The sequence below is a fragment of the Variovorax paradoxus genome, from assembly GCF_009755665.1.
Lineage (GTDB): Bacteria > Pseudomonadota > Gammaproteobacteria > Burkholderiales > Burkholderiaceae_C > Variovorax > Variovorax paradoxus_G.
This window is the reverse complement of the sequence record NZ_CP046622.1, coordinates 1448102-1473054: the sequence shown is the minus strand read 5'-3', so window position 1 is coordinate 1473054 and position 24953 is coordinate 1448102. Positions and strand designations below refer to the sequence as shown.

Sequence of the window (24953 nt, the reverse complement as noted above, 5' to 3'; positions counted from 1 at the left end):
TCGCCAAAACTGGGCGAATTTGCAAAATTACCACGGGAATTTAATTGCCGAGAAATCAATTTCCTCGTCAATTGGGGTGATATATAAACGCTCCCGTATGTGATGCAAAAAGTCCTTGTCCACGTTGACCTTTTGCTGACTCACATAATAAGCATATGTATCCTGCCAAATCCAACACCCATCAGTTCGCATGGACGGTGTCCCTGCAATTTTGGAGTTGTCAAAAACACTTTGGATAACGCCAGGACTCGCAATAACTACCGGGCATGAGGCAAGATATTTCACAACCTTTTGCTGCTCCTCCGAGTCTAGCGATACTCCTTCAAAATCCAGGATAGAGGGAAACCTCTCCCCACAATGCTCTTTAAACATTCCGACGGGAATCAACATAAAAATAGCTCTTTCAATTTAATTGGGGGTGGGCTTAAATACCTGCCAACTCCCGGTATTGGTCCACGAATTAGGGCCAATAACCACAACACCATTTGGATAAACGAACAATAAATCGGTAGGAGCCATGACTGTAACACCTAGTTTATTTGCAAGATCTTGGGCATACGCCGTACTGCATGAACCAGTCGAGCACGATGCTAGTCGCACGGCCCCTCCTGAATAGTCAGATTGCTTCCCAATATAGGTGGCTAATGCACGTTGATCTACCTTGATCCACTCCCCATTTCTAAGAATCATGGCTGATTCAGCATTTCCGTGAATAACGACATCGTAGTAGCCAGGCTCAGGCTTCAGCCATTTTGCCGCGTTGATAGTGTCCTTATCACCACCCAGTCTCGTGCCTAAATTAGCCGGGGTCCCCTCTGGTCGCACCAATTGCCGGACCACCTGACGGGCGGAGGCACTTAGGTCCTCAAATGCCGCTGAAATTGTCCGCCACGCCGAAGCTGAGCCCGATCCGATCGCTTCGCCAATAGCCCGTATCGTGCGTAGGTCGCTCGCAGCGATGTTGCCTTCGGCGGCAAGCCCAAACTCCACAAAAGCGTTCGCTACCGCACTACGTTCTGCGGACGTGAGCACAATCGTGCCGCAGCCGGGACCGCCTTGTATCGCGGCACAGCTTTGTGCTCTAGACAGGACGCCGGACACCAACGCCGCGCTGATCGTGCGAGCGCCGCGTGTGTCTCCCGTTGCTTGGAACTCTCCGTACAGGCTGACCATGTCCGTGATCGCGTTGTTGAGCGCGATCACGTTGGCTGCGGTTGGCTTTAGCAATGCTCTCTCTTTGGCAGCCGACAAGGCGTCGTACACCGCCTGCTGGTTGTAGTCCACCATGCTCCAACGTTCGGAGACCCGGAACTGGCAGCTGGCCGGGTTGGGTTCCTTCGCGCAACCTGCAAGCTCGGCGTCCCGCTGCCTTTGCTGCTCTCCGCTGAGCCAATTGTTCTCCACCGCGTTGCCGCCAGCGGCGGAAGCGATGTTCACACTGGCCGCATCACCGCCCACCAGCAAGCCTGCAAGTGCGCCCACCATTTGTCCCAGCGCGATGCTCTCGGCGCTCAGCGCGAGGTCACCGGTAGGATTGAAATATTGCCCCGCCAAGTGGCCCACGACGGCCCCCACAGCACCGGCGCTACAGGCGCTGCCCGAATTGGTTCCCCCATTGACTGCCGCACTCCCCACGCCAGCGAGACAGCCCACCAGCGCATGCGCCAGTTCTCGAGCAAACCCTTCAGTGTTTGCGCCGATCCAATTGGCTCCGCCTGCTGCAGCCGAACTGAGGAGACCATTCAGCATCCCATTGGCCAATTCGGTTTCGAGGCTCGTGCCATTGATGGCCGCACGGATCAGGCCCGCGGCCGCACCGTCGATCAGGCCCCGACTGATGAGTTGAGGGGTGGTCAACGTGGAGGCTGCGCCGCTCAGGCCAAGACCGATGTTGAGCCCTTGCACGGCTCCAGCCGTCACCATCGCAGTGGCAATGTTCTTGATCCCCCGGCTCGAAGCCAGATCTTCCAGCACCGCGCTGATATTGCCGTTGTGGTTAATCAGGCCCACTGCGGCTTGCGAGGCGATGCTCGATACGCCGGCAGCGACCGCGGCTCCGACCACGGCGCCTGTGGTGCCGCCCCCAACGGCGCTGCCGGCCACCGTTCCGATGCTGCTGGCGGCTCCCCATGTCATGACAGTGGCCACGATCGCCACCACCGCGCCACCGGCCTCGGTCAGGCTGCCCTGGCTCTCCGCCCACTGGCGCTGCTCCAGCGGCACGCCTTGCCAGTTGATCGGCACCTTGTTGAGCGCCGGATCGTTCTGGATCTGGTTCAGCCACCCCATGCCGGGCTGGCTGCGCTGGCTCTGCAGCACCTGCTCGATGGTTTGTTGTGCGACATAGATGTCGCCCGGCCCCTTGATCGCGTTCTGTCCCACCTGAACGTTCACTGTCGGGGTGTCCAGCGTCAGCGTTTTGCTTTCGATCTGGGTGTAGTTGGCGACTTCAACATGCGCACCGGTGTCGCGCGTGCGCTGGTACATCGGATCGCTCTCGCCCCGGCTCTGGCCCAGTTCGATACCTGTCTTGACTACGTCGAAGTTCACGGCCCCCTTGGGCGCATTCAGTGCCACGGTTTCCTGGGCCTTGATACGCGCCGCGCCCAGCGTCAGATCGCCATCGGTGGCGATGACGGTGACATTCTTTCCATTCAGCGTGGCCGCGGCGAGCGTAGTCTGATCGAGCGTGTCGGTCACACTGTCCTTGCCGTTCATGCCCTTGCCGACGCGCTTGAAGTTGCCCATCGTGCCAATGGACTTCTTGGAGTTCTTGCTCCCGATTTCTTTGTGGACTTGGTTGATGCCACTCAGGATCGTCACTTCCTTGCCCGAGATCTTCAGGTCTTCACCAGCGCTGAGATTGCTGGCGTAGATATTGACCTGCTCGCCTGCAGTGACGCCCAGGTTTCCGCCCGCCTTGACGTTGGAGGCCCGCTCGACCTGGCTTGAGACTTCGGCATGCTGCTCGTAGCGGATTCCGCTGTCGATGCTGGAGCCGCCCAGCTTCGGAAGGATGAAGCCCTTGGTCTCGCGGGAACGATCCAGACTTCCGGAAACGCTGTCCACCGCAGACACGATGTTCACGTTGCGACCGGCTGTAAGTGTGGCGTTCCCTCGCGCTTCGATGTCGCTGCCCACGACGTTGATATCGCGGCCGGCCGACAGGCCGATAGCTTGGCCCGAGAGACGGCTGCCAATGGTGGTCGTGACCTCGGAGGTGCCCGAAACGCTGTTGGTAGTGGACTTGAGAAATCCCTTCTTGGTCGACTGGCCGGCGCCCATGGTGGCATGCGTTTCGACGCCCGACATGATGTTGATGTCCCCCGTCGCGGCAAGACTCAGCAACCCGCTTCCGGAATCCAGCGTCGCCGCTCGCGCATTGATGTCACCGCCCTTGGCGTTGAGCGACACGGTGCCGTTGCCGACGATGGTGCTGCCGGTTTCCTTGCTGGAAGCATCGCCGTGGTAGGTGCCGGCGTTGAAGATCGACAGTCGGCTGCTGGATTCGGTGACGGTGCCCAGGTTGATGTTCTTGCCGGCCGTCACGGAGGTGAAGCTGCCCGGCCCCTTGTTCGACAGGATGCCGCCGATCACGTTCACGTCGTTGCCCGCGCTCGCGACCAGCGTGCCGCCAGGATTGGTGACGTAAACGCCCGCGACGCGGTCGATGTTGGTCTTGTTGGCCAGCCAGCCCTTTTGTGCGCTGGTGGTGGTGTCGATGTTGATGTCGTGTCCGGCCTTCAGTGACACGGAGTTGGCCGCGGTGATGGTGCCGCCGATGTTGTTGATGTCGTTGGTTGCATCCAGCGCGACGCTGCCGCCGGCGATGCGGCCGCCGAGGTTGTTGATGTTGTCGGCGTTGATGGAAACCAAGGTGCGCCCGGCGATGGTGCCGCTGTTGGTCAGGTCGCCCTTGCCCTTGATGATCGTCCGGTCGGCCGACAGCACGCTGCCCGAGCCCGTGATGTCGCCGGGCTGCACGCGCACATACACCTGCGGTACGAGCACCTGCTGGGTCGTGCCATCGGGCAGGGTCACGGTCTGCTCGACCAGCCAGACGATGTCGCTGGTGAGTTGGGCCATCTGTGCCGGTGTCAGCGCGATGCCGGGGCGCAGGCCGTATTCCTTCGCGAAAGTCACGCCCGCATTCATCAGGGCGGTGTACTGCTCCTCATCACTGTAGTAACCGTCGAGATAGCGATAACCCGTGAGTTGGGCCACTTGCTCTCGGATGAGCTTCTGCTCGTAGAAGCCGTCACCCAGGCGCTTGAGGATGTTGTTCGGGTCTTGTCCGAGGCTGTTCAGCATGTAATCACTGCTGAGCCAACGACGACGGTCAGTGAAGCGAGGATCGGTCTCGATCAGGTAGCCGCCAGGACCGGCGTGAATGCCGAAGAGGCTGGTGGTGGGAACCGTCGTGTTGGGCAGGCTGGTGCGCACCACCAGCGCGATGGTGCTGGTGCCGCCCGTGCCTGAGGCGCCGTCGGCGCCGCCCGCGCCATTGGCGGTATTGCCGCTCGTCTTGATGGAGCCTCCGACCGCCGATGGCACCTCCACGATGGCGCGTGCACGTGTGCCCGCAGTCACTGCGCCGGCCATGCCGGCACGGTCGCTGACCGCGACGCCTTGGGCGGCACTCAGCTTCGTGCCCGAGGGGGTCACACCGGTGCAGTCGTTGATGCAGCTCGCGCCCACGTCGATCGTGTAGACCGATTTTTGCTCCGGGATAAAACCAGGCACCAGGTTGTTGCCCTTCTCGGGAGGGGCATAGACCTCCAGGCCGCCGACGGTCACGATTTTCTGACCCTGCGTCGGCGTATTGTCGACATTGGCCGGGTCGATGGTGAAGGTGCCGCCCGCCATCACCTGGCTGTCGCGGTTGCGCAGCTTGCCGTCGATGGTCATGTTGCCGCCCGAGTAGATGCGGCCCGGTTCGGGCGGATTGGCGGGCTGGTCGACCTCGGTGGTGGTTGTGTACTGGCGTTCGATCCAGCCGCTGCCACTTAGCACCTGGCCATTGATGATGGTCGTCCAGGTTCGGCCGCCGCGGTCCAGCACGAACTGGTCGGCGGGGAGTTCGATCCCTCCGAGCGGCGTGATGGTGTGATCGCCATTGATCGGACCGCTGCTGGTCCGGACCACGGCGAAGTGGCTGTCGAAGTTGTTGATTTGGCCCATCGTGATGGACATGTCGCCCAGCGATTCGACCGTGGCGCTCAGGTTGTTGAGCGTGCCGCCTTTGCCGACGGCCTGGCGGTTGGCATCCAGGCCGCCGCCGATGAACATCTCACCCACGCTGAAGAGCAGTGCGTGCTCGCGGTTGTTGATGGTCTGGGCACCAATGTCCAAGGTATCGCGCGAAGCAATGGTGCCCGCCCTGGTCTCGCTACCGAGGGTCTCGCTGTCGTTGTTCAGCGTGCCTGCTGCGACCGAAACGATGTCGCCATAGATGCGGCCCGTGCCCACATTGTTGACCGTGCCACCGTTGATCTGCGTGTTGTAGCCGTCGATCAGCCCCCGGTTGGTTAGCGTACTGGCTGCGCTGACGATGGTGGTGTCGCCCGTGATCTCGCCGGTCACGGTGTTGTCGACCTCGTTGCCGCTGGCGGTGACCGTGCCGCCCGCGAGCAGCTTGCCGTTGTTGGTCAGCTTGCCAGTGGTCGCGTAGGTCAGATTGCCGCCCGCCTTGACCTCGGCGTTGTTCGTCACGTCCTGCGCGAGTGCGATGCTCAGGTCGTTGACGCCGACGGTCGTGCCGTCGCCGCTGAAGCTCTTGGCGTCGATCTCCAATTTGCCGAAAGCAGCAATCTGCTTGCCGTCTGCGCCGAGTGCGGCGGCCGTGCCGGCGACCAGGGTGCCGCCCGTGTTGATCACGTTCAGCGTCTTGGCAGCGGGATTCGCACGCTTCGGATCGAGAATGCCCAGTTCGTTGCAGGCTGAGATCAATCCGTTCGTGTTGTTGATGGTGCCGCCGCTGGTGAGGGTGGCGTTGACGTCGGCGCGGATGGCGCCCGAGGTGTTGTTCAGATCGCCAACGCCGATGGCCAGGTTCTTGCCTTCGATGCCTTGGTCAGTGCCCAACGTGTTCGTGTTGACGATGGTGCCGGCGTTCAGCGTCGTCGTGCCGATCGACCGGACGAGGCCGCCGTTGTTGACGATGCTGCCGGCGTTGATGCTGAGATCGCCCACCGCCTGCGTCTGCCCGCCGCTGTTGTCGTAGCCTGCCCCGTTGGTGTTGATGGCCACAGTGGATTGCCCGAGCACCTGGCCTCCACCCGTATTGGAGAAGGCCTGCGTGTCGGCGACCAATGCGTTCTTGGCGCCAATGAAGCCGGCGGTGTTGGTGACCGCGCCGGTAGTCAGGCTGAGCGTATCGCCGCTGGTGATGCCGCCTTGGCCCGAGGCATAGCCTGCCGCATTGGTGTTGCTGAGGTTCTGACCATTGGTGTTGATGGTCATCGCGCCGCCCGACTGGATCAGGCCCGCATCATTGGCGAGTGCGCCCGAGCTCACTGCCACCGTGGTAGTGGCGGCCAGCGTGCCTTGCGTGTTGTTCAGCGCATTGTTCTGCCCGTTCGCGCGCGTGTTCACGGACAGGCTGTTGCCGAAAGCCTTGCCCCCGACATTGCTCAGTCCGCTATTGAGCAGCGTGGTCGCGCCGCCGGCCTGCAGGGTGCCGCCGTTGTTCGTCGTCGCACCCGAGGTCGTGACGCTCAGGTTGCCCGTGACGGCCGCGGCCGTTCCGCTGCTGTTGTCCAGCGTGCCGGCCACGAGCGTGGTGTTGCCGTTGGCCGCCAGCGTGCCGCCCACGTTGGTTGCGGCCCCGCCGATGGTGGCGTTCAGATCACCCACAGCGGTCACGCTGCCCGCGTTGTTGTTCAGGCTGCCAGCCGCGATGGTGGTGCTGCCGCCCGCGCCGATCACGCCCTGGTTGCTGTTGTCGAGCAAGCCGCCCACGGTCAGGCCGAGGTCGGAGGTCTCGGCAGCCCGAATGGTGCCGCCCTGGTTGGCCAGGCTGCCGGCCGCGATGGTCGTGTTGCCGTTGCTGGCCAGCGTCCCGCCGCTGTTGTCCAGCGCGCTCACCACCGTGACGCGCGTGGCGTCGGCGCCGGTCTGGATCAGCTGGCCGCCGCGATTGCTCAAAGAGCCTGCATCGATGGTGATCTGCTTGGCGCTGATCGTGCCGCCATCCTGGCTGAAGGCGCCCGACAGGGCCACGGTCAGCGCGCCGTTGGCCGTGATCTGGCCATTGGCGCCGTTGAAGTTGCCGCCCGCGACGGCGAGCGTGCCGGTGCCGGCATGCTCGATCTTGCCGGCTGCGTTGGTGATGCTGGTGCCTTGCAGCGTGAGGTCCTGGCCGTTGCTGGCGATGCGCCCGCCGTCGTTGTTCAGGGTGCCGCTGGTCGCGATGACCGTTGCTCCGGTGCCGGTCTGCACGATCTGGCCGCCGTTGGTGTTGGCGAGGTTCGCGACGTTGACCTGCAGTTGGCCGGCGTTGAGTTGCCCGGCCGCGTTGACGAGGGTCTGCGCGGCGTTGCCGTTGGCACTGATGGCGAGCGTGCCGGGCGTGGCCACGGTCGCGCCGCTGGTGGTCACGTTGACCTGCGTGGCCGTGACGGCGATGTTGGCCGCGCTGGTCTGGCTGGCCGAGAGGTCGACACTCGCGCCCTGCAGCGTGGCGTTGCCGGCCGCCAGGTTGGTCCCGTTGGCGACCAGGGCGCCAGTCGTCGTCACCACCAGGTCACCCGCCGCACCGAGTTGGCCGTCGCTCTGGATGCCCGCGCCCAGCACGCCTGTGGTGCCGCTTTGCAGGCTGCCTGCGGCGACCGTCGCGTGCCGTCCGGCCGTGATGCTGCCGTCGTTGGTCAGCGCCCCGCCGACCGCAACGCCGACATCGTTGCCGCCGCGCAGGCTGCCGCCGTTGGCGAGCGAGCTGGCTTGTACCTTCAGGTCGGTGGCCGCCCCGATCGTGCCGCCGCTGCCGTTGGTCAGTTGGCTCGCCACCGCCAGCTGCACCCCGGCTCGCGCCGACTGGATGCTGCCCTGCGTGTTGTCCAGGCTGCCCGCGCCGAGCGCAACGCCCTGGTTCGCCACCAGCGTGCCGCCGGTGTTGTTGAGCGCACCCGCCACATTGGCCGTCAGCGCGCCCGTTGCCGAAATCGTCCCGCGCGTGTTGTCGGCTTGGCCGCTCACCGCCAGGGTGGCATCGGACGCACCGGTCAGCTTGCCATCGACGTTGACCAGGTCGCCGGTCGTGGTGATGTTCAGGCTCCCGCGTTGAGCGTGCCGCCAGTGTTGTCGAACCGATCGACATTGGCGCTGAAGCCGTTGCTGACATTCAGCGTGCCGCCGTGGTTGTCGAACGTCGGCTGGCTCACGGCCATGCTGGCGACGCTCAGCGTGCCGCCGTTGTTGATCAGGTTGGCGCTTTGCAGCGTGATGGGGCCGCCAGCGTAGATCTTGCCGCCGTCGTTCCAGATCGTCCCTGCGGCAGTGATGCGGCCCGGTTCGATGGGCGCTGGTGCCGGGGCGGGCGCACTTGTCGTCGCGGTCGTTCCGCCGGTCGTCGATGGGGTGCTGCCGGAGGACGTCGATCCTGTCCCGGCGCCCGACGCGCCGCCTGTGCCGGTACCGCCCGTTCCGGCGGTCGGTGCCGGTGCCGGCTCGAGGCCAATCACGCCGCCGCTGGTGTTGCTCAGTGTCGGTGCGGCGATGGTCAGGGCAACGCTGCTGGTCTGGCGGATGATGCCGCCGCGGTTGTCGATGTCGCCACCGGTGCTGGCCAGTTGCACGCTCTGGCCCTCGAGGGTGCCAGTGTTCTCCAGCCGACCTGCGGCTGTCACGACCAGGCTGCCGGTGCTGGCGCCAATGCTGCCGGCATTGCGCACGCCCAGGCCAGCCTCGGTGCCGATGAGCGTGATCTTGCCGGCGTACATGCCGCCGAGCGCGGCCACGTCCAGAGCAAAGGTGGGAGCGGCGCCGGTGCCGGCGGTTGGCGTGATCTGGCTGTGGTCGGCGCTGACCTGGTTCGCGCCTGTGACCACCTGGAGATCGGTGGCGTAGATGGCTGCATTGAGCTGCACGGCGCGAGCCAGGATGGCCGCGTAGTCCGTTTTGCTGGCATCGAGGCCCGCACCATCGATGGTGACGGTGCCGCCGCGCACGAGGAAGCTGTCGAGGCCGCCGATGGCGTTGAATTGCGGCGTGCCCGTGGTCACCGTGGCGCGAGACGCGTTGATGAAGCCGCCGCCATTGATGCTGATGCCCGCAGGGTTGGCGATGATCACTTCGGCACGCTGTCCCGCGACTTCGATGTAGCCGCGCAGCTGGCTCGGGCTGCCGCCGTTTACCTCGTTGACGATGATGCGTGCGGGGCCGGTCGCGAGATACGGATTGCCCTGGACGATGCCGCCAAGCTGCGTACCTACACTTGTTCTGCTGTTGTTCAGGATGGCCCCATTGGGGGCAACATTGAACTGGTTGAATATATTTCTGCTGACACCGGCGGCGCTGGGCGTCTGGATGTTGACGAGCGGCACGCCGTTGGGTGCGACCATCACGGTGGGCCGCAGGTTGCCGGGAACGTTGGGGGCACCGACGATCTGGGCTTGAGCGGGCGAGGCTGACAGCATGCCTGCAAGCGCGGCGCCCACGAGCATCGGCGCAAAGGCAGCCGCACCGGCCGCCACGGTCGTGGCCTTGGAGGATCCCTTACCGGTGCTCTTGGCCGTTTCTTGCACGACCATGCGCAGCCCGCGCTTCGCATTGAACACAATACGGTGCAAATTCTTATTCATGTCGTTCTTCTTCCCTGATCTCTCTGCGTGACAGCCATGCACGCCGCGACAAGCGACCGTGCTGATTCGCCGACATCCACATCGGCAGGCCCGGATTCTGGGTTCGAGCTGCCGTAAGAAATGTCAAGGAATCTCAGTGCGCGCAGATTGAGCCGGAAAGCGCCACATATCGCACACACCCGGGCCGGGACATGAATCATTAAGTCGTCATCGGCGCGACTTGGCCGTGGCTTGGCGGCTACGATTTGCGCCGGCAGCCATGAGTCACGAATCCCTCCTCCCTGAGTGAGGCTGCCTTTTGACCCGCCTCGACGAATCTCGTCGCGGCGGGTTTTTTCCATCGCACGTTGCGTGCGAAAAATCACGACGCACCGCGAGCATCTGGCCTGAAGACGAAGCCCCCGCGAGATACTGCACGTGCGCGATGGGGCTGCCCGTCATGCTTGACGCGATCAATGGGTGATGCATCCGAACGGCACGCCGCGCAGCGACCGTGAACTCGCGGCGGAGGTACTCATCGAGGTCAGCCAATCTGCTGACGTTCGGGGCCACACCGCATTGCGCACGCTCGCTGTGGCCGACATCCTGGCGCTGGACAGCGCTGTGGCGATCGTGGTCTCCACGTTTCTTGCAGCACTGCCCAGGAGCACGGGGCGGTATTGGACACGGGGTCACCTGCTGCGAGGCGAGTCCCGTTTTGTGGGCAGGAAGAATCCACTTGGACGCCCTCGAGCTTCGGTGGAGTGGAGAGAGGTTTAGATGCAGACGCGTGAAGGCGTTGTGGTCCAAGCTTTTCCAATCGCGATGTGACAACTTGCTTGCTTCGCTAACCCATTTTTGTGTGACTCTGGTCACTTAGCGGAAGATCCAACAACTTATGAAAACTAGTGGAAAACGCGTCGTTATCGGGTCTGTCATCTCAGCCATTGGCGCAGTTGTCGCCGCGTTCATTGGCTCCGAGCCCACAACTGTGAGCGCCTCATCGGCTGCACCGAATGGCAGTCTCGTGGTTCATGGAAATGGGAATCCAGTGAGTCGGAATGCCATCATCAACGGCTCCCACAACACAGTCGTGTATGGGAACGAAGAGGAGAGCCAATCTCGACGCGCCGTGTCCCCGCTGGTAGGGAAATGGAAGGGCACATCCCAGTACGCCGTGCCAGCGGGAGAGCTCTCCTCCAGTGGCTATTCCCAATTCCTGCAAAACGGCGAGTACAACTTCAGCGGGGAGTTCACGTTTCGCAACGTCGAAAAACTGGGGCCGGACACGGCAGTTGTTTCGCAGGTCGCCGCCGCTGGGACATGGCGCGCCACGGACGACAAGTATTCCATTACGCTGGCCGATGTGAAAACGGTCAGAACCGTGTTGCGCCAACCCGGCAAAGCGGACGTTGACCTGGACAAAGCCGCGGCCTCCGTCCCGGGCACTTCACGCTTTTTTCGTCTTGAAGATGCCACTCCACGAGGCACATCGCAGGAATACTCGGTACTCGAGTTGACGGCAACAACTCTCCACGCGACGGGGCAGGACTTGCCAGGGATTGGCGTTGACTATGTCGCAATACGGGTGGAGTAGTTCGCTAGCGAGCTGTCTTCGACCCGTTGGACCCGGCGCTCATCGCATCTTGTCTGCGCGATAGCCGGTCGGAAGGCTTATTGGTCGAGCCCGCTTGTACAGGTCGGTTGTCCGAGGTTGACACGTCGTCGACACAACTTTCAACCGGAAGGCCCGCGGCCTTGGTTCGGGCGATCGCATCCGCCACGGCTTCACTGGCCACCTTGTTGAAGCGACCGGTCAGAACATAGTCTTTGAAAGATAAGGGCAAGATCGACTCCTTCCTCGAAGATTGTAGAAACCGGCAGCTTCTCTCACTCAACTAGCTGGTCGGCAATGTAGGTAGCGACTCATGTCACGGAGACTCGGCACCTCCGCCCGCGCGCACCGCACGCACCACCGACAGCACCGCTTCGACCACGGCATCCGGATCTTCGAGCTGGATGTTGTGCCCTGAATCCGGCAGCACGCGGTGGGTGCTTCGGGATGACCAGGTCGCCTGCTCTTCATGCAGCTGCTTCCAGATGGCCTGGACCTCCCTGCCTTGCTCCGGCGTGATCTTCATTCCACGCAGTTCGGCCGCTGTGTAGGGAGCCATCGCCGTGAGCACCACCAGCGGGCGGTTGCCCAGATCCTGGAAGCCCCGCGCCTCGGCGAGCGTACTGTCCGTCGAATCGCTCTCCGCGAGCTGCGTGCTCAATGACTTGGGCGCGTAGGCCCATATGGCCTGTGCATCGCGTGCAGTCCGGTGTGGCGACCGAGGCAGAAGCACCGGCGCCGCCGCGCGCAGCACACCGGTCCACGCGAGCGCCACACCGACCCGCGACAACATGGACCGCGATTCGGTCATGAAGCCCGCCACCCGCTCGACCTGTTCGGGATGCGAGGGATCGACCAAGACAAGCCCCGCGACCTCCGGGCCGAAGTGCCTCGTGAAACCGATGGCATAAAGGGCGCCGATGGACTGGCCCACCAGCACGAAGGGACCGCGCTCGCCGGCTTTGGTCAACGCCGCATGAAGGTCTTGCGCCACCTGCCTGGCGCTGTGAGGGGCCCTCGAAGAATCGCTCCACATCAGGCCCGCGCGGCTGTACGCGCAGGCGCGCGTGTGGGCGGCGATCTTCGGCTGGACGGCGGACCAGCTCAGCGAACCTTCGACGCTCAGCCCCGACTCGAACACGACGGTGGGAGAGCCCGAGCCCCGGCAATCCAGCTGGATCTTCCGGCCGCCGATGTCGATCATTGTTCCGGGCGGAGGAAAGTCCCGTGCGGCCCGGTACTGGCCCAGGCGCTCGTAGACGACGCCCGCCAGGACGAGCAACGCTGCGAATGCGGCGACTCCCAGGGCGATATGCATGGTTCGGCGTCTGGAGGTTTTCAATGGTGAGCCTCGGGGCGCCCTATTCTTCCGCAGAACTTTCGCAGATTCGGGCAAAAAATCGACACGAAGCGGATACCTCTCCTAGGGGCGCTCTTTTCACAATGGACTGGCACGAGAAGCCAACCGGCCGATCGATCCACACCATCGAATGAAAGGCGCACACCATGTCCACCGGCACCACCACGCACCGCGGCAGCACCCTGGCCGCACTCTCGCTCTCCCTGGCAATGGCGTCGGCGCCATCGCATTCGCAGACCGAACCGGCCCACGCGCCGACCGATCAGAACCGCTATGTCGGCATGTGGGTCACCAAGGACGGCTACATCCGCCACGAGCTGCTGCCGGGCGGCCGCTACGACGAGGCGCGTGGCAACCGCCGCAGCGCCTACCAGGGCCGCTACACGCTGCGCGGCGATCACATCGACTACGTGGACGACACCGGCTTTACGGCCGACGGCGACTTTCGCGACGGCGTGCTGTACCACGGCGGCATGGTGCTTTACCGCGAAAGTACACCGCGGCGCTGAGCCCGAAGACGCGCGTTTTGCAGAATCAGGCAAGAACGCCGTTCGATTCGTATAACGCCCGAGGCACCATCGGCGCGAGACTTGTCATCATGCCGGCGCAGCGTTGCGCCATGGTTCACACAGACCAGCACGAGGAGTTTCTTATGAGCGCAATCCAGGAAAAAGTCGTCCTCATCACGGGCGCAAGCAGTGGCATTGGCGCAGCGGCCGCACGGCTGCTGGCACGGCGCGGTGCCAAGGTGGTGCTCGGCGCGCGCCGCACCCACCAGCTGGAAGCACTGGCCGAAGAAATCACGGCGGCGGGAGGAACGGCGAGCTTCCAGCGGCTCGATGTGACCTACCGGCCCGACGTGGAAGCGTTTGCCGAGTTCGCACTCGAGCAGCACGACCGCATCGACGTGCTGGTGAACGCCGCGGGCGTGATGCCGGTCTCGCCGCTGTGGACGCGCAAGATCGATGAATGGGAACTGATGATCGACGTGAACCTGCGCGGCGTGCTGCTGGGTATTGCGGCGGTGCTGCCGACCATGCAGGAACAGGGCTGGGGCCACATCGTGAACGTTGCGCCGGTGCCGGCGCACGGCGTGTCGCCCAACTCCGCGGTGTATTGCGGCACGCAGTACGCAGTGGACGCCATCTCCGAAGGGCTGCGGCAAGAGCATGCGGGGCGGGTGCGGGTGACGGTGGTGCGCCCCGACGTGAGCGAGGACCACAACACCCTGGCCGAACGCATTGCCGCCTGCAGCACCTTCGAGCGCATGGTCACCCGGCGGCGCATTGCGGTGCCGGCAGACGCCGTGGCCCGCTCGATTGCAGGCGCCATCGAAGGCGGCAGCATCTCGGCGCCCCGGCGCCAGGCGTGGCGGCCGAAGCCGGCCGAGCACGCGGCGTTCTGAGGGGGCGCGGTCTTCCGAGCGGCCGCGGGTCAGTAGGTCTTGTAGGGCAGGAACTTGCCCGACAGCACCACGTTGACGCGGTCGCCCTTCGGATCGGCCTGGCGCTGGATGTCCATGCTGAAGTCGATGGCGCTCATGATGCCGTCGCCGAACTCTTCATGGATCAGCTCCTTGATGGTGGTGCCATACACGCTCACCACCTCGTACCAGCGGTAGATGAGCGGATCGGTCGGCACGGGCGTGGGCAGCGAGCCCTTGTAGGGCACGACCTTGAGCCACTTCTGCTCTTCCACGGTCAGGCCGAAGATCTTGCCGATGATCTTCGCCTGCTTGTCGTCCAGCGTCATCTGCCCCAGGCACGCGGCGGTGGTCCACTCCTTCGAGAGGCCCACCTTCCTGGCCACGTCGGCCCATTGAATGCCCTTGGACACCTTCACGGTGATGATCTTCTCGGTAACGTCGTTGCGGTTCATTGGGGTTTGCTCCTTGCACCTTTAGCAAGCAACACCCGTGCCCGGAGGCCGGGCATGGTCAGCGTTCCCAGCGGAACTTGCGCTCCGATTCGGAAATGGGCTGGTCGTTGATGCTCGCGTAGCGCCGCTGCATCAGCCCGTTCTCTGCGAACTCCCAGTTCTCGTTGCCGTGGCTGCGAAACCATTGCCCCGCCGCGTCGTGCCATTCGTACTCGAAGCGCACGGCAATGCGGTTGTCCATGAAGGCCCAGAGCGTTTTCTTCAGGCGGTAGTCGTGCTCGCGCTCCCACTTGCGGGTGAGAAATTGCACCACCTGTTCGCGGCCGTTGACGAAGTCGGCGCGGTTGCGCCATTCGGTGTCGGGCGTGTAGGCCAGGCTCACGCGAACCGGGTCGCGCGTGTTCCAGGCATCTTCGGCCGCCTGCACTTTCCTGGTTGCGGTTTCAAGGGTGAAGGGAGGCAGCGGCGGGCGGGATTCCATGGCGGTCTTTCTTTGAATGACAAAGGGGGAAGGGATGGCGAAGCCTCGCAATGTGCCACACGTAGACAGACCTGTCTACATGCCTACAATACGGCCATGGACATCTCCGCACTGCCCGCGCGCGAGCGCATCCTGCACACGGCGCACGACCTCTTCTATGCCGACGGCATTCGCGCCACGGGCATCGACCGTGTCATTGCGGCCTCGGGCGTGACCAAGGTCACCTTCTATCGGCACTTTCCGTCGAAGGACGACCTGGTGCGCGAGTTTCTAGATCATCGCCATGCGCGCTGGATGGCATGGTTCGTCGATGCGCTGGGCCGGCGCGGGGCCCACGAATGCACCGGTGGCGCGGAGGCCTTGCTGCTGCTGCCCGAGGTCATGGCCGAATGGTTCGCCGACCCGGTCTTCAGGGGCTGCGCGTTCATCAATTCGGTGGCCGAGGTGGGCGCAAGCGTGCAAGGCGCTGCCGAGCGCGCGCGCGAGCACAAGCGCGAGATGGTCGAGGTCATCGCGGGCTTGCTGCCTGCCGGCGCTGCTTCGCGCATGCCGCTGGCGCAGGCTGCGGCACTGGGGGTGGATGGCGCCATCGTCAAGGCGCAGATGGGCGGCCCGGTCCTGGCGCGCGAAGCCGTGGACGATCTGCGCCGCCTGCTCGAGGCACTGGTTGCCGCGTCGGCACCGCCCCCGACTCGATAACATCCGTTCCGGACACGGCAACACACATGGCTTCGACGCGACTTCCCTCGACGCAGGGCCTGCAGGCCTTCGAGGCCGTGGCACGTCTGCGCAGCGTGAACCTTGCGGCGGAGGAGCTCAGCGTTACCCCCAGCGCGGTGAGCCACCGCATACGGCAGCTCGAATCGCAGCTCGCGCTCAAGTTCTTCAGCGGCAACGACTTCAGCCTGAGCGCCGAAGGCATTGCCTACCTGGCGCGCGTGCGCGAAGCCATTGCGGCGCTGCAGCAGGTGCCCGGGCGCGAGCCCGAATCGCAGGTGCGGCGGCTTCGCGTGGCGGTAACGCCCACCTTCTCGCGCCAGATGCTTCTGCCCCGGCTGGCCCTGTTCCGCGACGCCTATCCGAACATCGAACTCATGCTCCAGGTGACGACGCCGGTGCGCAACATGACGGCCGAGGAGGCCGACATCGAGCTGCGCTTCGGCACCGGGCCGTTTCATGACCGCGAGTCCTTCCAGCTGCTCGCGGATGAGATTTCGCCGGTGTGCAGCCCGGCCTACCTGGAGCGCTACGGCCCATTTGACGGTTTTGCCACCGATGCGGAGGTTGCCCGCGCGCAGTTGCTGCGAACGCCGCTGGAAGCCTGGCGCACCTGGTTCAAGGCCTGCGGCATCGGCCTGCCCGAGCCGGCCGCCGGCCACCAGTTCCATGACCTGGGCCTGGCGCTCGATGCGGCGGCCGAAGACTTCGGCGTGGTGCTCATGCACCTGAAGCTGGGAAGCGCCTGGGTTGAGAGCGGCCGGCTCGTGCGGCTTTCGGATGTGAGCGTTCCCTCGCCCAATGCCTATTTCATCTGCTGGCGGCCGGGCGCCATGGAGCGCTGGGAATGCGCGACCTTCGTCGAATGGCTGCGCGAGGCGCTGCGCAGCTAGCTGAATTCTTTTCAGGCCAGGGCGGGGTAAATTTCAGGTCGCCGGCAGGCGGGTAGATCACACTCGGCGCCGTTACAGGTCCGTCGAGCCAGACGTGGCCCCGCCTTGCGCAAACGTAGAACACACAACAGGAGACCGCCTCGTGCCAGACCTTTCCAAGATCACCTGCATCGAAGACCTGCGGGTGATCGCCAAGCGGCGCGTGCCGAAGATGTTCTACGACTATGCCGACTCCGGCGCATGGACCGAGGGCACCTACCGTGCCAACGAGAGCGACTTCCAGAAGATCAAGCTGCGCCAACGCGTGGCGGTGAACATGGAGGGCCGTTCCACCCGCTCCACCATGATCGGCCAGGACGTGGCCATGCCCGTGGCCATCGCGCCCACCGGCCTCACCGGCATGCAGCATGCCGACGGCGAAATACTCGGTGCGCGCGCGGCCAAGGCCTTCGGCATTCCGTTCACGCTGTCGACCATGAGCATCTGCTCGCTGGAAGACATTGCGGAAAACACCGGCCGGCATCCGTTCTGGTTTCAGCTTTACGTGATGAAGGATCGCGACTTCATCGAGCGGCTGATCGAGCGCGCCCGCGCGGCGAACGTGTCGGCGCTGCAGCTCACGCTCGACCTGCAGATCCTCGGGCAGCGCCACAAGGACATCAAGAACGGCCTCTCGACGCCGCCCAAGCCGACCATCGCCAACATGATCAACCTGGCGACCAAGCCGCACTGGTGCCTGGGCATGCTGGGCACCAAGCGCCGCACCTTCGGCAACATCGCGGGCCATGCCAAGGGCGTGAAGGACCTGTCGTCGCTGTCGTCGTGGACGGCCGAGCAGTTCGACCCCGCGCTGAGCTGGGCAGATGTGGAATGGATCAAGAAGCGCTGGGGCGGCAAGCTGATTCTCAAGGGCATCATGGACGAGGAAGACGCACGCCTGGCCGCCAACAGCGGGGCCGATGCGCTCATCGTTTCCAACCACGGCGGGCGGCAGCTCGACGGCGCGCCCTCTTCCATCTCGGCGCTGCCCGCCATCGTCGATGCCGTCGGCAGCAACATCGAGGTGTGGATGGACGGCGGGATCCGCAGCGGGCAGGACGTGCTCAAGGCCCGCGCGCTCGGCGCCCGCGGCACGCTCATCGGCCGCAGCTTTCTCTATGGCCTGGGCGCCTACGGGCAAGCCGGCGTAACGCGCGCACTGCAAATCATCCACAAGGAACTCGACATCACCATGGCCTTTTGCGGCCACACCAATATCGAGAACGTGGATTCGGGCATCCTGCTGCCGGGCACCTTCTAAGCTCCCTCGACTTACCCCAGACCTTCACCCGAACTCGCCCAAGGTTTGCAGCACGCTCTGGACAGCGTTGTCGCGACTCTTGGTCACGCGAAAGGCAAGGCCCAGGGGGCGACTGAGCATCGGCTTCAGATGCCGAACCACCAACTCGTCCGCCATGGCCTCCTTGCTGTGCGGCTCAAATGGCAGGATGGCCGCCGCGTGGCCTGCGGCAACCAGGCTCTTGATGGCTTCCGGATAGTTGAGATGCATCCGAGCCTGCGGGTTGAGACCGGCCTGGCCGAACCATGCAGCGATGAGCCTGTACATCTGCGTGCCAGGATCAAATGAGATCCAAGCTCGTTCTGCCAGCCATTGGGGGGTGACCAGCTTCGGGGCCTTCCAGCTGCGAGGCAAGATGGCCACCATCGGGTCATTGCGCCACGCGATCAGCTGCACACCCGCGGAGGGAGCCTGGGGCATCGCGACGATGCCGATATCGAGGGTTCCGGCTTGCAGCCGCGCAATGGCCTCGACCGAACTCAGGATGCTGACAGTAACGTCGACACCCGGGCTGCGCTTCGATAGGCGGGCCAACAGTGCCGGCAGCAGATGCGCGCTGACGCCGGCAGATGAGCCGATTCGGACGACGCCTTCGCGCCCCTCCGCTTTTCTGCGGACCTGATCGCTCAGTTCCTCCGCACTTGCTAGGAGCTTTCGGCCGCCTTCCACGAGGGCCAACCCGGCGGGGGTCAGGCGAGCTTGGCGCCGCCCTCTTTCGACAAGCACCGCACCAAGCCTCGATTCCAGCTCGCGGATGTGCAGGCTGACCGTGGGCGGTGCGAAGTGCAGCGCCTTCGCCGCTGCCGCCAGAGTGCCAAGGTCGGCGATGGCGATGAGCGTTTGAACCTGGTCCAGGTTGAGATTGCGCATTCAGGATTTCTGACTTTAACGAGCAGGAAATTCAACTTTACGGAATGGTACCGAGAAACCACCATTGCTCGCATCGACAAAACGACAGGGAGCGGGAATGAGTTCATCGAATAAGGCGGTTGGCGCATGAGCGACGGTGTATTCCTGGCCATTCTTCTGGCGGCGCTCATGAACGCCGTATGGAACAGCGCCATAAAAATCGGCGGCGACAAGGTTGCCGTTATGGCGCTTACTACATTGATCGGGAGCGGAATTTCTCTTGTCGCGCTGCCATTCATTGGTGTTTTTGCATCGACGGACTGGCTTCTGCTCGCTCTCTCGATAGGCATTCACACCGTCTACCACTTTGCTCTTCCTATCGCCTACCAGCACGGCGACCTGGGGCACGTCTACCCCATCGCGCGGGGTGGAGCCCCGTTGCTTGTGACGCTGGCCGCAGCCTCTGTGGTGGGAGAGTTGCCCTCACCGGGGGAGATCGCCGGAGTCCTGTGTCTCAGCATCGGTGTGTTGGCGTTCGCCTTTCAGCACCGGGCGCAGGGGGGAGCCCACCGGGGAACGCTCTATGCAATGGCAATCAGCTTGCTGATCGCGTCCTACACCGTCGTGGACGCGCTGGGCGCGCGCAGGTCGGAATCGGCACTGGGCTTCGCCGTGCTGCTGACCATTGGCGACGGCATTGCGACTGCATTGATCGTCCTGTGGTGGAGAGGACGCGCCGCGTTTCTTGTCGACCGCCGAACGCTCTCGATGAGCGCAATCGCCGGCACCATGCAGATAGGCGCGTACTGGATTGCCGTGTGGGCACTCGCGCAGGCGCCCATGGCTACCGTGTCGGCCCTGCGGGAGAGCAGCGTTCTCTTCGTGGCGCTGATATCCACCTATCTTCTGAAAGAAAAACTAGGCAAGCACCGCATCGCGTGCACTGTGCTCATCTTTGCGGGCATCTTGCTGGTAAAGCTCCGTCTATAACTTTTCGGCGCAAACCCCGCTTCGATAGCGGAGCCACAGCATGAGCGGTAGCGAGCCGGTGGCAGGTACCTTCTAAGCCCCCTCGGGCATCAGGCTTGCGGCGCTGGCCGACAGCGCATGAATCCGCGCGTTGAGAAAATGTTGCTTCCAACAACATCGCCCCGCACGGGCGGCAAGACCCATCATGAGCGCAGTCACGCCTGACAGGAAAGGCCCTTCGGCCTCCGAATCGCCTCCCCGCCACTACACGGCAGAAGAAAAGCGCCACCGCGTTTTCTCGATCATGGCGGCCTCGTCGGGCAACCTGGTCGAGTGGTTCGACTTTTATGTATACGCCTTCTCGGCGCTGTACTTCGCCTCGGCCTTCTTTCCCAAGTCGGATCCGACGGTGCAGCTGCTGAACACCGCCGGCGTGTTCGCGGCCGGCTTCCTGATGCGGCCCATCGGCGGCTGGCTCTTCGGCCGCATTGCCGACAAGATCGGGCGCAAGACCTCGATGCTGATTTCCGTGACGATGATGTGCGGAGGCTCGCTGGTCATCGCGTTCCTGCCGACCTATGCGCAGATCGGCGCGTGGGCGCCCTTTCTGCTGCTGGTGTGCCGGCTGTTCCAGGGCCTTTCGGTGGGCGGCGAATACGGCACCACCGCCACCTACATGAGCGAGGTGGCGCTGCGCGGGCAGCGCGGTTTCTTCTCGTCTTTCCAGTACGTCACGCTGATCGGCGGGCAGCTGCTTGCGGTGCTGGTGATCGTGGTGCTCGAACAGCTGCTCACCGAGGCCGAGCTCAAGGCCTGGGGCTGGCGCATTCCTTTCGTCATTGGTGCGGTGGCCGCGGTGGTGGCTCTTCTGCTGCGCCGCACGCTGCACGAAACCCAGAGCGCCGAAGCCAAGGCCAACAAGGAAGCCGGCAGCATGGCCGGGCTGTTCAAGCACCACATGCCGGCGTTTCTTACCGTGCTGGGCTTCACGGCCGGCGGTTCGCTCATCTTCTACACCTTCACCACGTACATGCAGAAGTACCTGGTGAACACGGTGCACCTGCCGATCAAGACCGCGAGCTACGTGATGACCGGCGCGCTCTTCCTCTACATGTGCATGCAGCCGGTGTTCGGCGCGCTGTCGGACCGCATCGGGCGGCGCAACAACATGCTGCTGTTCGGCGGACTTGGCGCGCTGGCCACGGTGCCGATTCTCACGGCGCTGCAGCACACCACCAACCCGGTGGTGGCCTTCGTGCTGATCATCGTCGCGCTGGCGATCGTGAGTTTCTACACCTCGATCAGCGGCATCGTGAAGGCGGAGATGTTTCCGCCGGAAGTGCGTGCACTGGGCGTGGGTCTGGCCTATGCGGTTGCCAATGCCATCTTCGGCGGCTCGGCCGAGTACGTGGCCCTAGGCCTCAAGTCGCTGGGGCACGAATCGGCGTTCTTCTGGTACGTGAGCGCGATGATGGTGATTGCGTTCCTGGTGAGCCTGCGTCTGCCGCGGCAAGCAGCCTATCTGCATCACGACCACTGACCCCGGGCCGTGCAAAGGGGCGAGCGTTACTCTTCGGCGATCCAGAGACCGGGATAGTCGCGCACGAAGCAATCGGAGGTGACGCTCAGCGTTGCCGCATAGTCGAAGCGCTTCGCGTCATAGGCGTATTCATCGCTCGCAGTGCGCTCGTAGCGCTGCATCAGTTCGCTCAGCACGCCGCCGCCATCCAGGTCGACCCATGCCGCTGGCGCGTCGGCGCCCTCGCCTTGCGCAAGGTTGAGCCGGCGCAGCTGCAGCAGGTTGGTGGCGGGAGTGAAGCCCAGGTCGAGGTCCACGCAATGCGAGAGATCCGGCACCGCCTCGTCGTTGAGTTTCCAATGCCCGCGCGCATCGCGGGCAATCGACAGGTCGACGGCGTCGGCGCCGAGCCAGCCGCGCACGGTGCCCCATTGCGTGTGCCAGTGCAGGTCGCAGCGCACGCGGTAGTGCAGTTGCGCGATGCGGCGGTCTTCAAGGCGGAAGACGGCGGCGCCGTCGAGCTGCCATGCGGTGGCGTTGCGTTCGAGGCGGCAGGCGTCATGGCCCGGTGCATCGAGCCTGCGCCACAGGATGGAAGCGACGGTTTGCATGCCGCGGATGATGGCGCGTGCGGGAGCAACAGGCAAGCCTTGTCGTGCATGGCGAGCTAACATCGTACGCCCGACCATTCAGAGGAGCGCGCAATTGGAACCCTGGTTCGCCCATGCCAAGCCGATCGACTCGCTGGAGCCCGAGATCGCTTTTCATTTGCAGGACGAGTTCCGTCCCGTGTCGGGCGGCCCGGCCGAACCGCTCGCCTTGCCCGGGTTTCCGCGCGCCGAGCGTTTGCTGGCGCGCACCTCCGAGGTGGTAGGGCACGAGGCGGAGCTTGCCGCGTACTACGCACAGGTGGTTGCGGCAGCCCGGCGCCACGCGCTCAAACCCGATCAGGTGCGGCATTACTTCTGGATGGATCTGCGGCTGGACAACGACGGAGCCGGCGTTGAGCTGTCGTTCCCCTGGTATGACACCTTTGCCACGATGGACCATTTTCTTGCCGCAATAGCCGGTAACGACCAGGGCATGATCTACGACGACCAGGACCAGGGCTGGGCCATAGAGGTCTGGGCTCGGAACGGTACGCTCTACATCCGCCAAAGCGATCCCGAGGCGGACGATGACCCCGGCCAGGCCGTGACGCTGCCCAGGGCGGGCCTGCAGGCTCGCATCGCACCGCTGCGCGAGCGCACCGTAAAGGTCGTGGCCCAGCTTGCAAAGGAGTTCGGCGCCGACGTGTGGACCACGGGCGAGTTGCCTTCGTTTCCTTAGCGCAGGGCCTCGGAGCTCAGATCGGATACGCCGTCAGAATGTAGAACGGCTTGCCGTTGTAGCTTTCCATCTTGAGGATGATCCGCACTCCGGAAAGATCATTGACGGCCGTGCTGCCGAACTGCACGCCCCGCCCCACCACGTAGCCCAGCACGTGCTCCAGCCCCGGCGACTTGCTGCCCGCTGCCGCACCGCGTGACCACGCCTGCACCGCGGCTGCATTGGCGCGCAGGGTTTCGGTGATCGCGCGTTCCGCCGTGGCCAGGTCGGTAAACGTAGATACGGCCTTGGGGCCCGGCCGGGTGGCGGTTCGCACCCTGGCCAGCAGTTGCGCGTCGGTCTGGCCGACATGCCGCGCCATGGTGTGGCCGCCGAGCCTCGATCCGGCGGCGGCTTCATGCTCGGCCAGGCGAATGCGGCCGCCGCGCGTCACGGCAATGATGCGGGCGGCTCCGAGCCCCGCGGCCACCACCAGCGGCACCGCCACGTCGACCGCAAGCCCGATGCTGTCGGCCGTTTCGCGCGAAGCCCCCAGCGCCTCGGCCGCCGAGCTGGCGGTAACTGCGGTGGCGGTGCGCTGCGGGGTGCCCGTCCAGACCTGGCGGCCCGAGGTGGCCAGGGTATCGAAGCCGTGCACGCCCAGCACCACGCAGCCGGCCTTGGTGACCATCGTGGGCTCGGGCGCGAGGCACAGCACGCCGGCGCCCACCAGTTCCACGACACCGCCCACCAGCCCGACCGTACCCCACAGCCGGTTGCTCAGGCTGGCGGATTCGGGCACGTCCTGCCCGCCCAGAACGCCGGCCATCTGCACCGGCGTCAGCGCAATGGTCATGCCTTCGACTTCGTCACTCATGCCAGATCCCTTTCCTTGCCATGCTTTCGATGCCATCGGGCGGCCGAAACCGCAGTCCGCCGCATTCTGGCATGCACTCAACCGCAGCAGACACGGCCCGGCCGCGAGACAATCGGCCTGTGAGTTCCCAGCCTTTGCCAAAGCCGCCGATACGCCGCATCGCCCACCTCGACATGGACGCCTTCTTCGCGTCCGTCGAGCTACTTCGCTATCCGCAGCTCAAGGGCTTGCCGGTGGTGATTGGCGGCGGGCGGCGCAGCGTGGACGAGGCGATTCGCCATGTGCCTGAGGGCGGCACGCTGGCCGACATTCCGGTCGACGCCTTTCCGCGCCTGAAGGACTACGCGGGCCGCGGCGTGATCACCACCGCCACCTACCCGGCGCGGCAGTTCGGCGTGGGCTCGGCCATGGGGCTCATGAAGGCGGCCAAGCTGTGCCCGCAGGCAATCATCCTGCCGGTGGACTTCGACGAGATCCGCAAGTATTCGCGCACCTTCAAGCAGATCATCAGGGAGGTTGCGCCGCTGATGGAAGACCGGGGTGTGGACGAGGTGTACATCGACTTCACCGACGTGCCCGGCGGACAGCGCGACGGCGGGCGCTCGCTCGCGCGGCTGATCCAGAAAGCGATCCTCGACGCGACCGGCCTCACCTGCTCCATTGGCGTGGCGCCCAACAAGCTCATTGCCAAGATGGCGAGCGAGTTCAACAAGCCCAACGGCATCTCGGTGGTCTACGAGGACGACTTGCAGACGCTCATCTGGCCGCTGCCTTGCCGCAAGGTGAACGGCATCGGGCCCAAGGCCGACGAAAAGCTCAAGCGCTTCGGCATCGAGACGGTGGGCCAGCTCGCGGCGCGCGAAAGGGATTGGCTCATTCAGAATTTCGGCAAGTCCACCGGCGCGTGGATGCACGAAGTGGCCTGGGGGCGGGACGACCGGCCGGTGGTGACCGAAAGCGAGCCCGTGTCGATGAGCCGCGAAACCACGTTCGACCGCGACCTGCATGCCGTGCGCGACCGCGCAGAGCTCGGCGCCATCTTCACGCACCTGTGCGAGAAGCTGGCCGAAGACCTGCAGCGAAAGGGCTATGTGGGCAAGACCATCGGCATCAAGCTGCGCTATGACGACTTCAAGATTGCCACGCGCGACCAGACCATCGACCGCTACACCGCCGACGGCAGGACCATTCGGCAGGTCGGCGGGCTGTGCCTGAAGCGCGTGCCGCTCGAGCGGCCGCTGCGCCTGTTGGGCGTGCGCGTGGGTGCGCTTGCGAAGGCGGGCAGCCCCGAGGCAACGGCGCCTGCAGGCGCGGGTGCGCCACGTGCGCCAGCGGACGCGGCGACCACCGCGTCGCTCTTCTAGGCTCG

General features: G+C 64.3%; 17 protein-coding genes and 2 pseudogenes. 10 read left to right on the top strand and 9 right to left on the bottom strand.

Going from position 1 to position 24953, the window contains the following annotated elements; all coding sequences use genetic code 11:
• Positions 1 to 27: 27 nt before the first annotated feature.
• The 3 genes and pseudogenes from GOQ09_RS06795 to GOQ09_RS26585 all read right to left on the bottom strand — a co-directional run.
• Positions 28 to 390, bottom strand: a complete 363-nt coding sequence (locus tag GOQ09_RS06795) for a hypothetical protein (RefSeq protein WP_157612744.1) — start codon at positions 388 to 390, stop codon at positions 28 to 30.
• 18 nt (positions 391 to 408) lie between these two features.
• Positions 409 to 2904 (bottom strand): annotated as a pseudogene (locus GOQ09_RS26590) (DUF637 domain-containing protein); the annotation flags it as partial.
• A 123-nt stretch (positions 2905 to 3027) separates the two neighbouring features.
• Positions 3028 to 9800: pseudogene (locus GOQ09_RS26585) on the bottom strand (filamentous hemagglutinin N-terminal domain-containing protein); the annotation flags it as partial.
• Positions 9801 to 10830: 1030 nt separating this feature from the next.
• Here GOQ09_RS26585 and GOQ09_RS06785 point away from each other — a divergent pair.
• Positions 10831 to 11376, top strand: a complete 546-nt coding sequence (locus tag GOQ09_RS06785) for a hypothetical protein (protein WP_207309931.1) — start codon at positions 10831 to 10833, stop codon at positions 11374 to 11376.
• A gap of 334 nt (positions 11377 to 11710) precedes the next feature.
• Here the strand turns inward: GOQ09_RS06785 and GOQ09_RS06780 are convergent, their stop codons facing one another.
• Positions 11711 to 12712, bottom strand: a complete 1002-nt coding sequence (locus GOQ09_RS06780; protein WP_157612742.1) for an alpha/beta fold hydrolase — start codon at positions 12710 to 12712, stop codon at positions 11711 to 11713.
• Between the two features lie 188 nt (positions 12713 to 12900).
• Here GOQ09_RS06780 and GOQ09_RS06775 point away from each other — a divergent pair, with 188 nt between their 5' ends.
• Positions 12901 to 13263, top strand: coding sequence for an Atu4866 domain-containing protein (locus tag GOQ09_RS06775; RefSeq protein WP_242631021.1), 363 nt, complete (start codon positions 12901 to 12903; stop codon positions 13261 to 13263).
• Between the two features lie 143 nt (positions 13264 to 13406).
• The gene (locus GOQ09_RS06770; RefSeq protein WP_157612741.1) at positions 13407 to 14159 is read left to right on the top strand and encodes an SDR family oxidoreductase; all 753 of its coding nucleotides are present in this window, start codon (positions 13407 to 13409) and stop codon (positions 14157 to 14159) included.
• Positions 14160 to 14188: 29 nt separating this feature from the next.
• On the opposite strand, the gene cynS is transcribed toward GOQ09_RS06770, so the two are convergent.
• Together cynS and GOQ09_RS06760 are read right to left on the bottom strand one after the other, a co-directional pair.
• Positions 14189 to 14632 carry a cyanase gene (gene cynS / locus GOQ09_RS06765; RefSeq protein ID WP_157612740.1) on the bottom strand — a complete coding sequence of 148 codons (444 nt, stop codon included), beginning with the start codon at positions 14630 to 14632 and terminating at the stop codon, positions 14189 to 14191.
• A gap of 58 nt (positions 14633 to 14690) precedes the next feature.
• Positions 14691 to 15113, bottom strand: coding sequence for a DUF1348 family protein (locus tag GOQ09_RS06760; RefSeq protein ID WP_157612739.1), 423 nt, complete (start codon positions 15111 to 15113; stop codon positions 14691 to 14693).
• Between the two features lie 96 nt (positions 15114 to 15209).
• Here GOQ09_RS06760 and GOQ09_RS06755 point away from each other — a divergent pair, with 96 nt between their 5' ends.
• From GOQ09_RS06755 to GOQ09_RS06745, 3 genes are all read left to right on the top strand, one after another.
• Positions 15210 to 15812 (top strand): TetR/AcrR family transcriptional regulator, encoded by a 603-nt coding sequence (locus GOQ09_RS06755; RefSeq protein ID WP_157612738.1) that lies wholly within the window; start codon positions 15210 to 15212, stop codon positions 15810 to 15812.
• A gap of 26 nt (positions 15813 to 15838) precedes the next feature.
• Complete coding sequence (locus GOQ09_RS06750) at positions 15839 to 16723, top strand: LysR substrate-binding domain-containing protein (protein ID WP_157612737.1); 885 nt, start codon at positions 15839 to 15841, stop codon at positions 16721 to 16723.
• A 142-nt stretch (positions 16724 to 16865) separates the two neighbouring features.
• Positions 16866 to 18023, top strand: a complete 1158-nt coding sequence (locus GOQ09_RS06745) for an alpha-hydroxy acid oxidase (RefSeq protein ID WP_157612736.1) — start codon at positions 16866 to 16868, stop codon at positions 18021 to 18023.
• Between the two features lie 24 nt (positions 18024 to 18047).
• On the opposite strand, the gene GOQ09_RS06740 is transcribed toward GOQ09_RS06745, so the two are convergent.
• Positions 18048 to 18932: a LysR family transcriptional regulator gene (locus GOQ09_RS06740; protein WP_157612735.1), complete on the bottom strand. Its 885-nt coding sequence runs from the start codon at positions 18930 to 18932 to the stop codon at positions 18048 to 18050.
• A 126-nt stretch (positions 18933 to 19058) separates the two neighbouring features.
• Here GOQ09_RS06740 and GOQ09_RS06735 point away from each other — a divergent pair, with 126 nt between their 5' ends.
• Together GOQ09_RS06735 and GOQ09_RS06730 are read left to right on the top strand one after the other, a co-directional pair.
• The gene (locus GOQ09_RS06735; RefSeq protein WP_157612734.1) at positions 19059 to 19901 is read left to right on the top strand and encodes a DMT family transporter; all 843 of its coding nucleotides are present in this window, start codon (positions 19059 to 19061) and stop codon (positions 19899 to 19901) included.
• 184 nt (positions 19902 to 20085) lie between these two features.
• Positions 20086 to 21420, top strand: coding sequence for an MFS family transporter (locus GOQ09_RS06730; protein WP_157612733.1), 1335 nt, complete (start codon positions 20086 to 20088; stop codon positions 21418 to 21420).
• A gap of 26 nt (positions 21421 to 21446) precedes the next feature.
• Here GOQ09_RS06730 and GOQ09_RS06725 read toward each other — a convergent pair whose 3' ends face one another.
• The gene (locus GOQ09_RS06725) at positions 21447 to 22010 is read right to left on the bottom strand and encodes a putative glycolipid-binding domain-containing protein (RefSeq protein WP_157612732.1); all 564 of its coding nucleotides are present in this window, start codon (positions 22008 to 22010) and stop codon (positions 21447 to 21449) included.
• 94 nt (positions 22011 to 22104) lie between these two features.
• Here GOQ09_RS06725 and GOQ09_RS06720 point away from each other — a divergent pair, with 94 nt between their 5' ends.
• Entirely contained in the window at positions 22105 to 22728 is a 624-nt protein-coding gene (locus tag GOQ09_RS06720) for a hypothetical protein (protein WP_157612731.1), read from the top strand.
• Positions 22729 to 22744: 16 nt separating this feature from the next.
• Here GOQ09_RS06720 and GOQ09_RS06715 read toward each other — a convergent pair whose 3' ends face one another.
• A complete protein-coding gene (locus GOQ09_RS06715) occupies positions 22745 to 23584 on the bottom strand; it encodes an RNase A-like domain-containing protein (protein ID WP_157612730.1) in 840 nt (279 codons plus the stop codon).
• A 71-nt stretch (positions 23585 to 23655) separates the two neighbouring features.
• Here GOQ09_RS06715 and dinB point away from each other — a divergent pair, with 71 nt between their 5' ends.
• Complete coding sequence (gene dinB / locus GOQ09_RS06710; protein WP_242631020.1) at positions 23656 to 24948, top strand: DNA polymerase IV; 1293 nt, start codon at positions 23656 to 23658, stop codon at positions 24946 to 24948.
• Positions 24949 to 24953 lie beyond the last annotated feature (5 nt).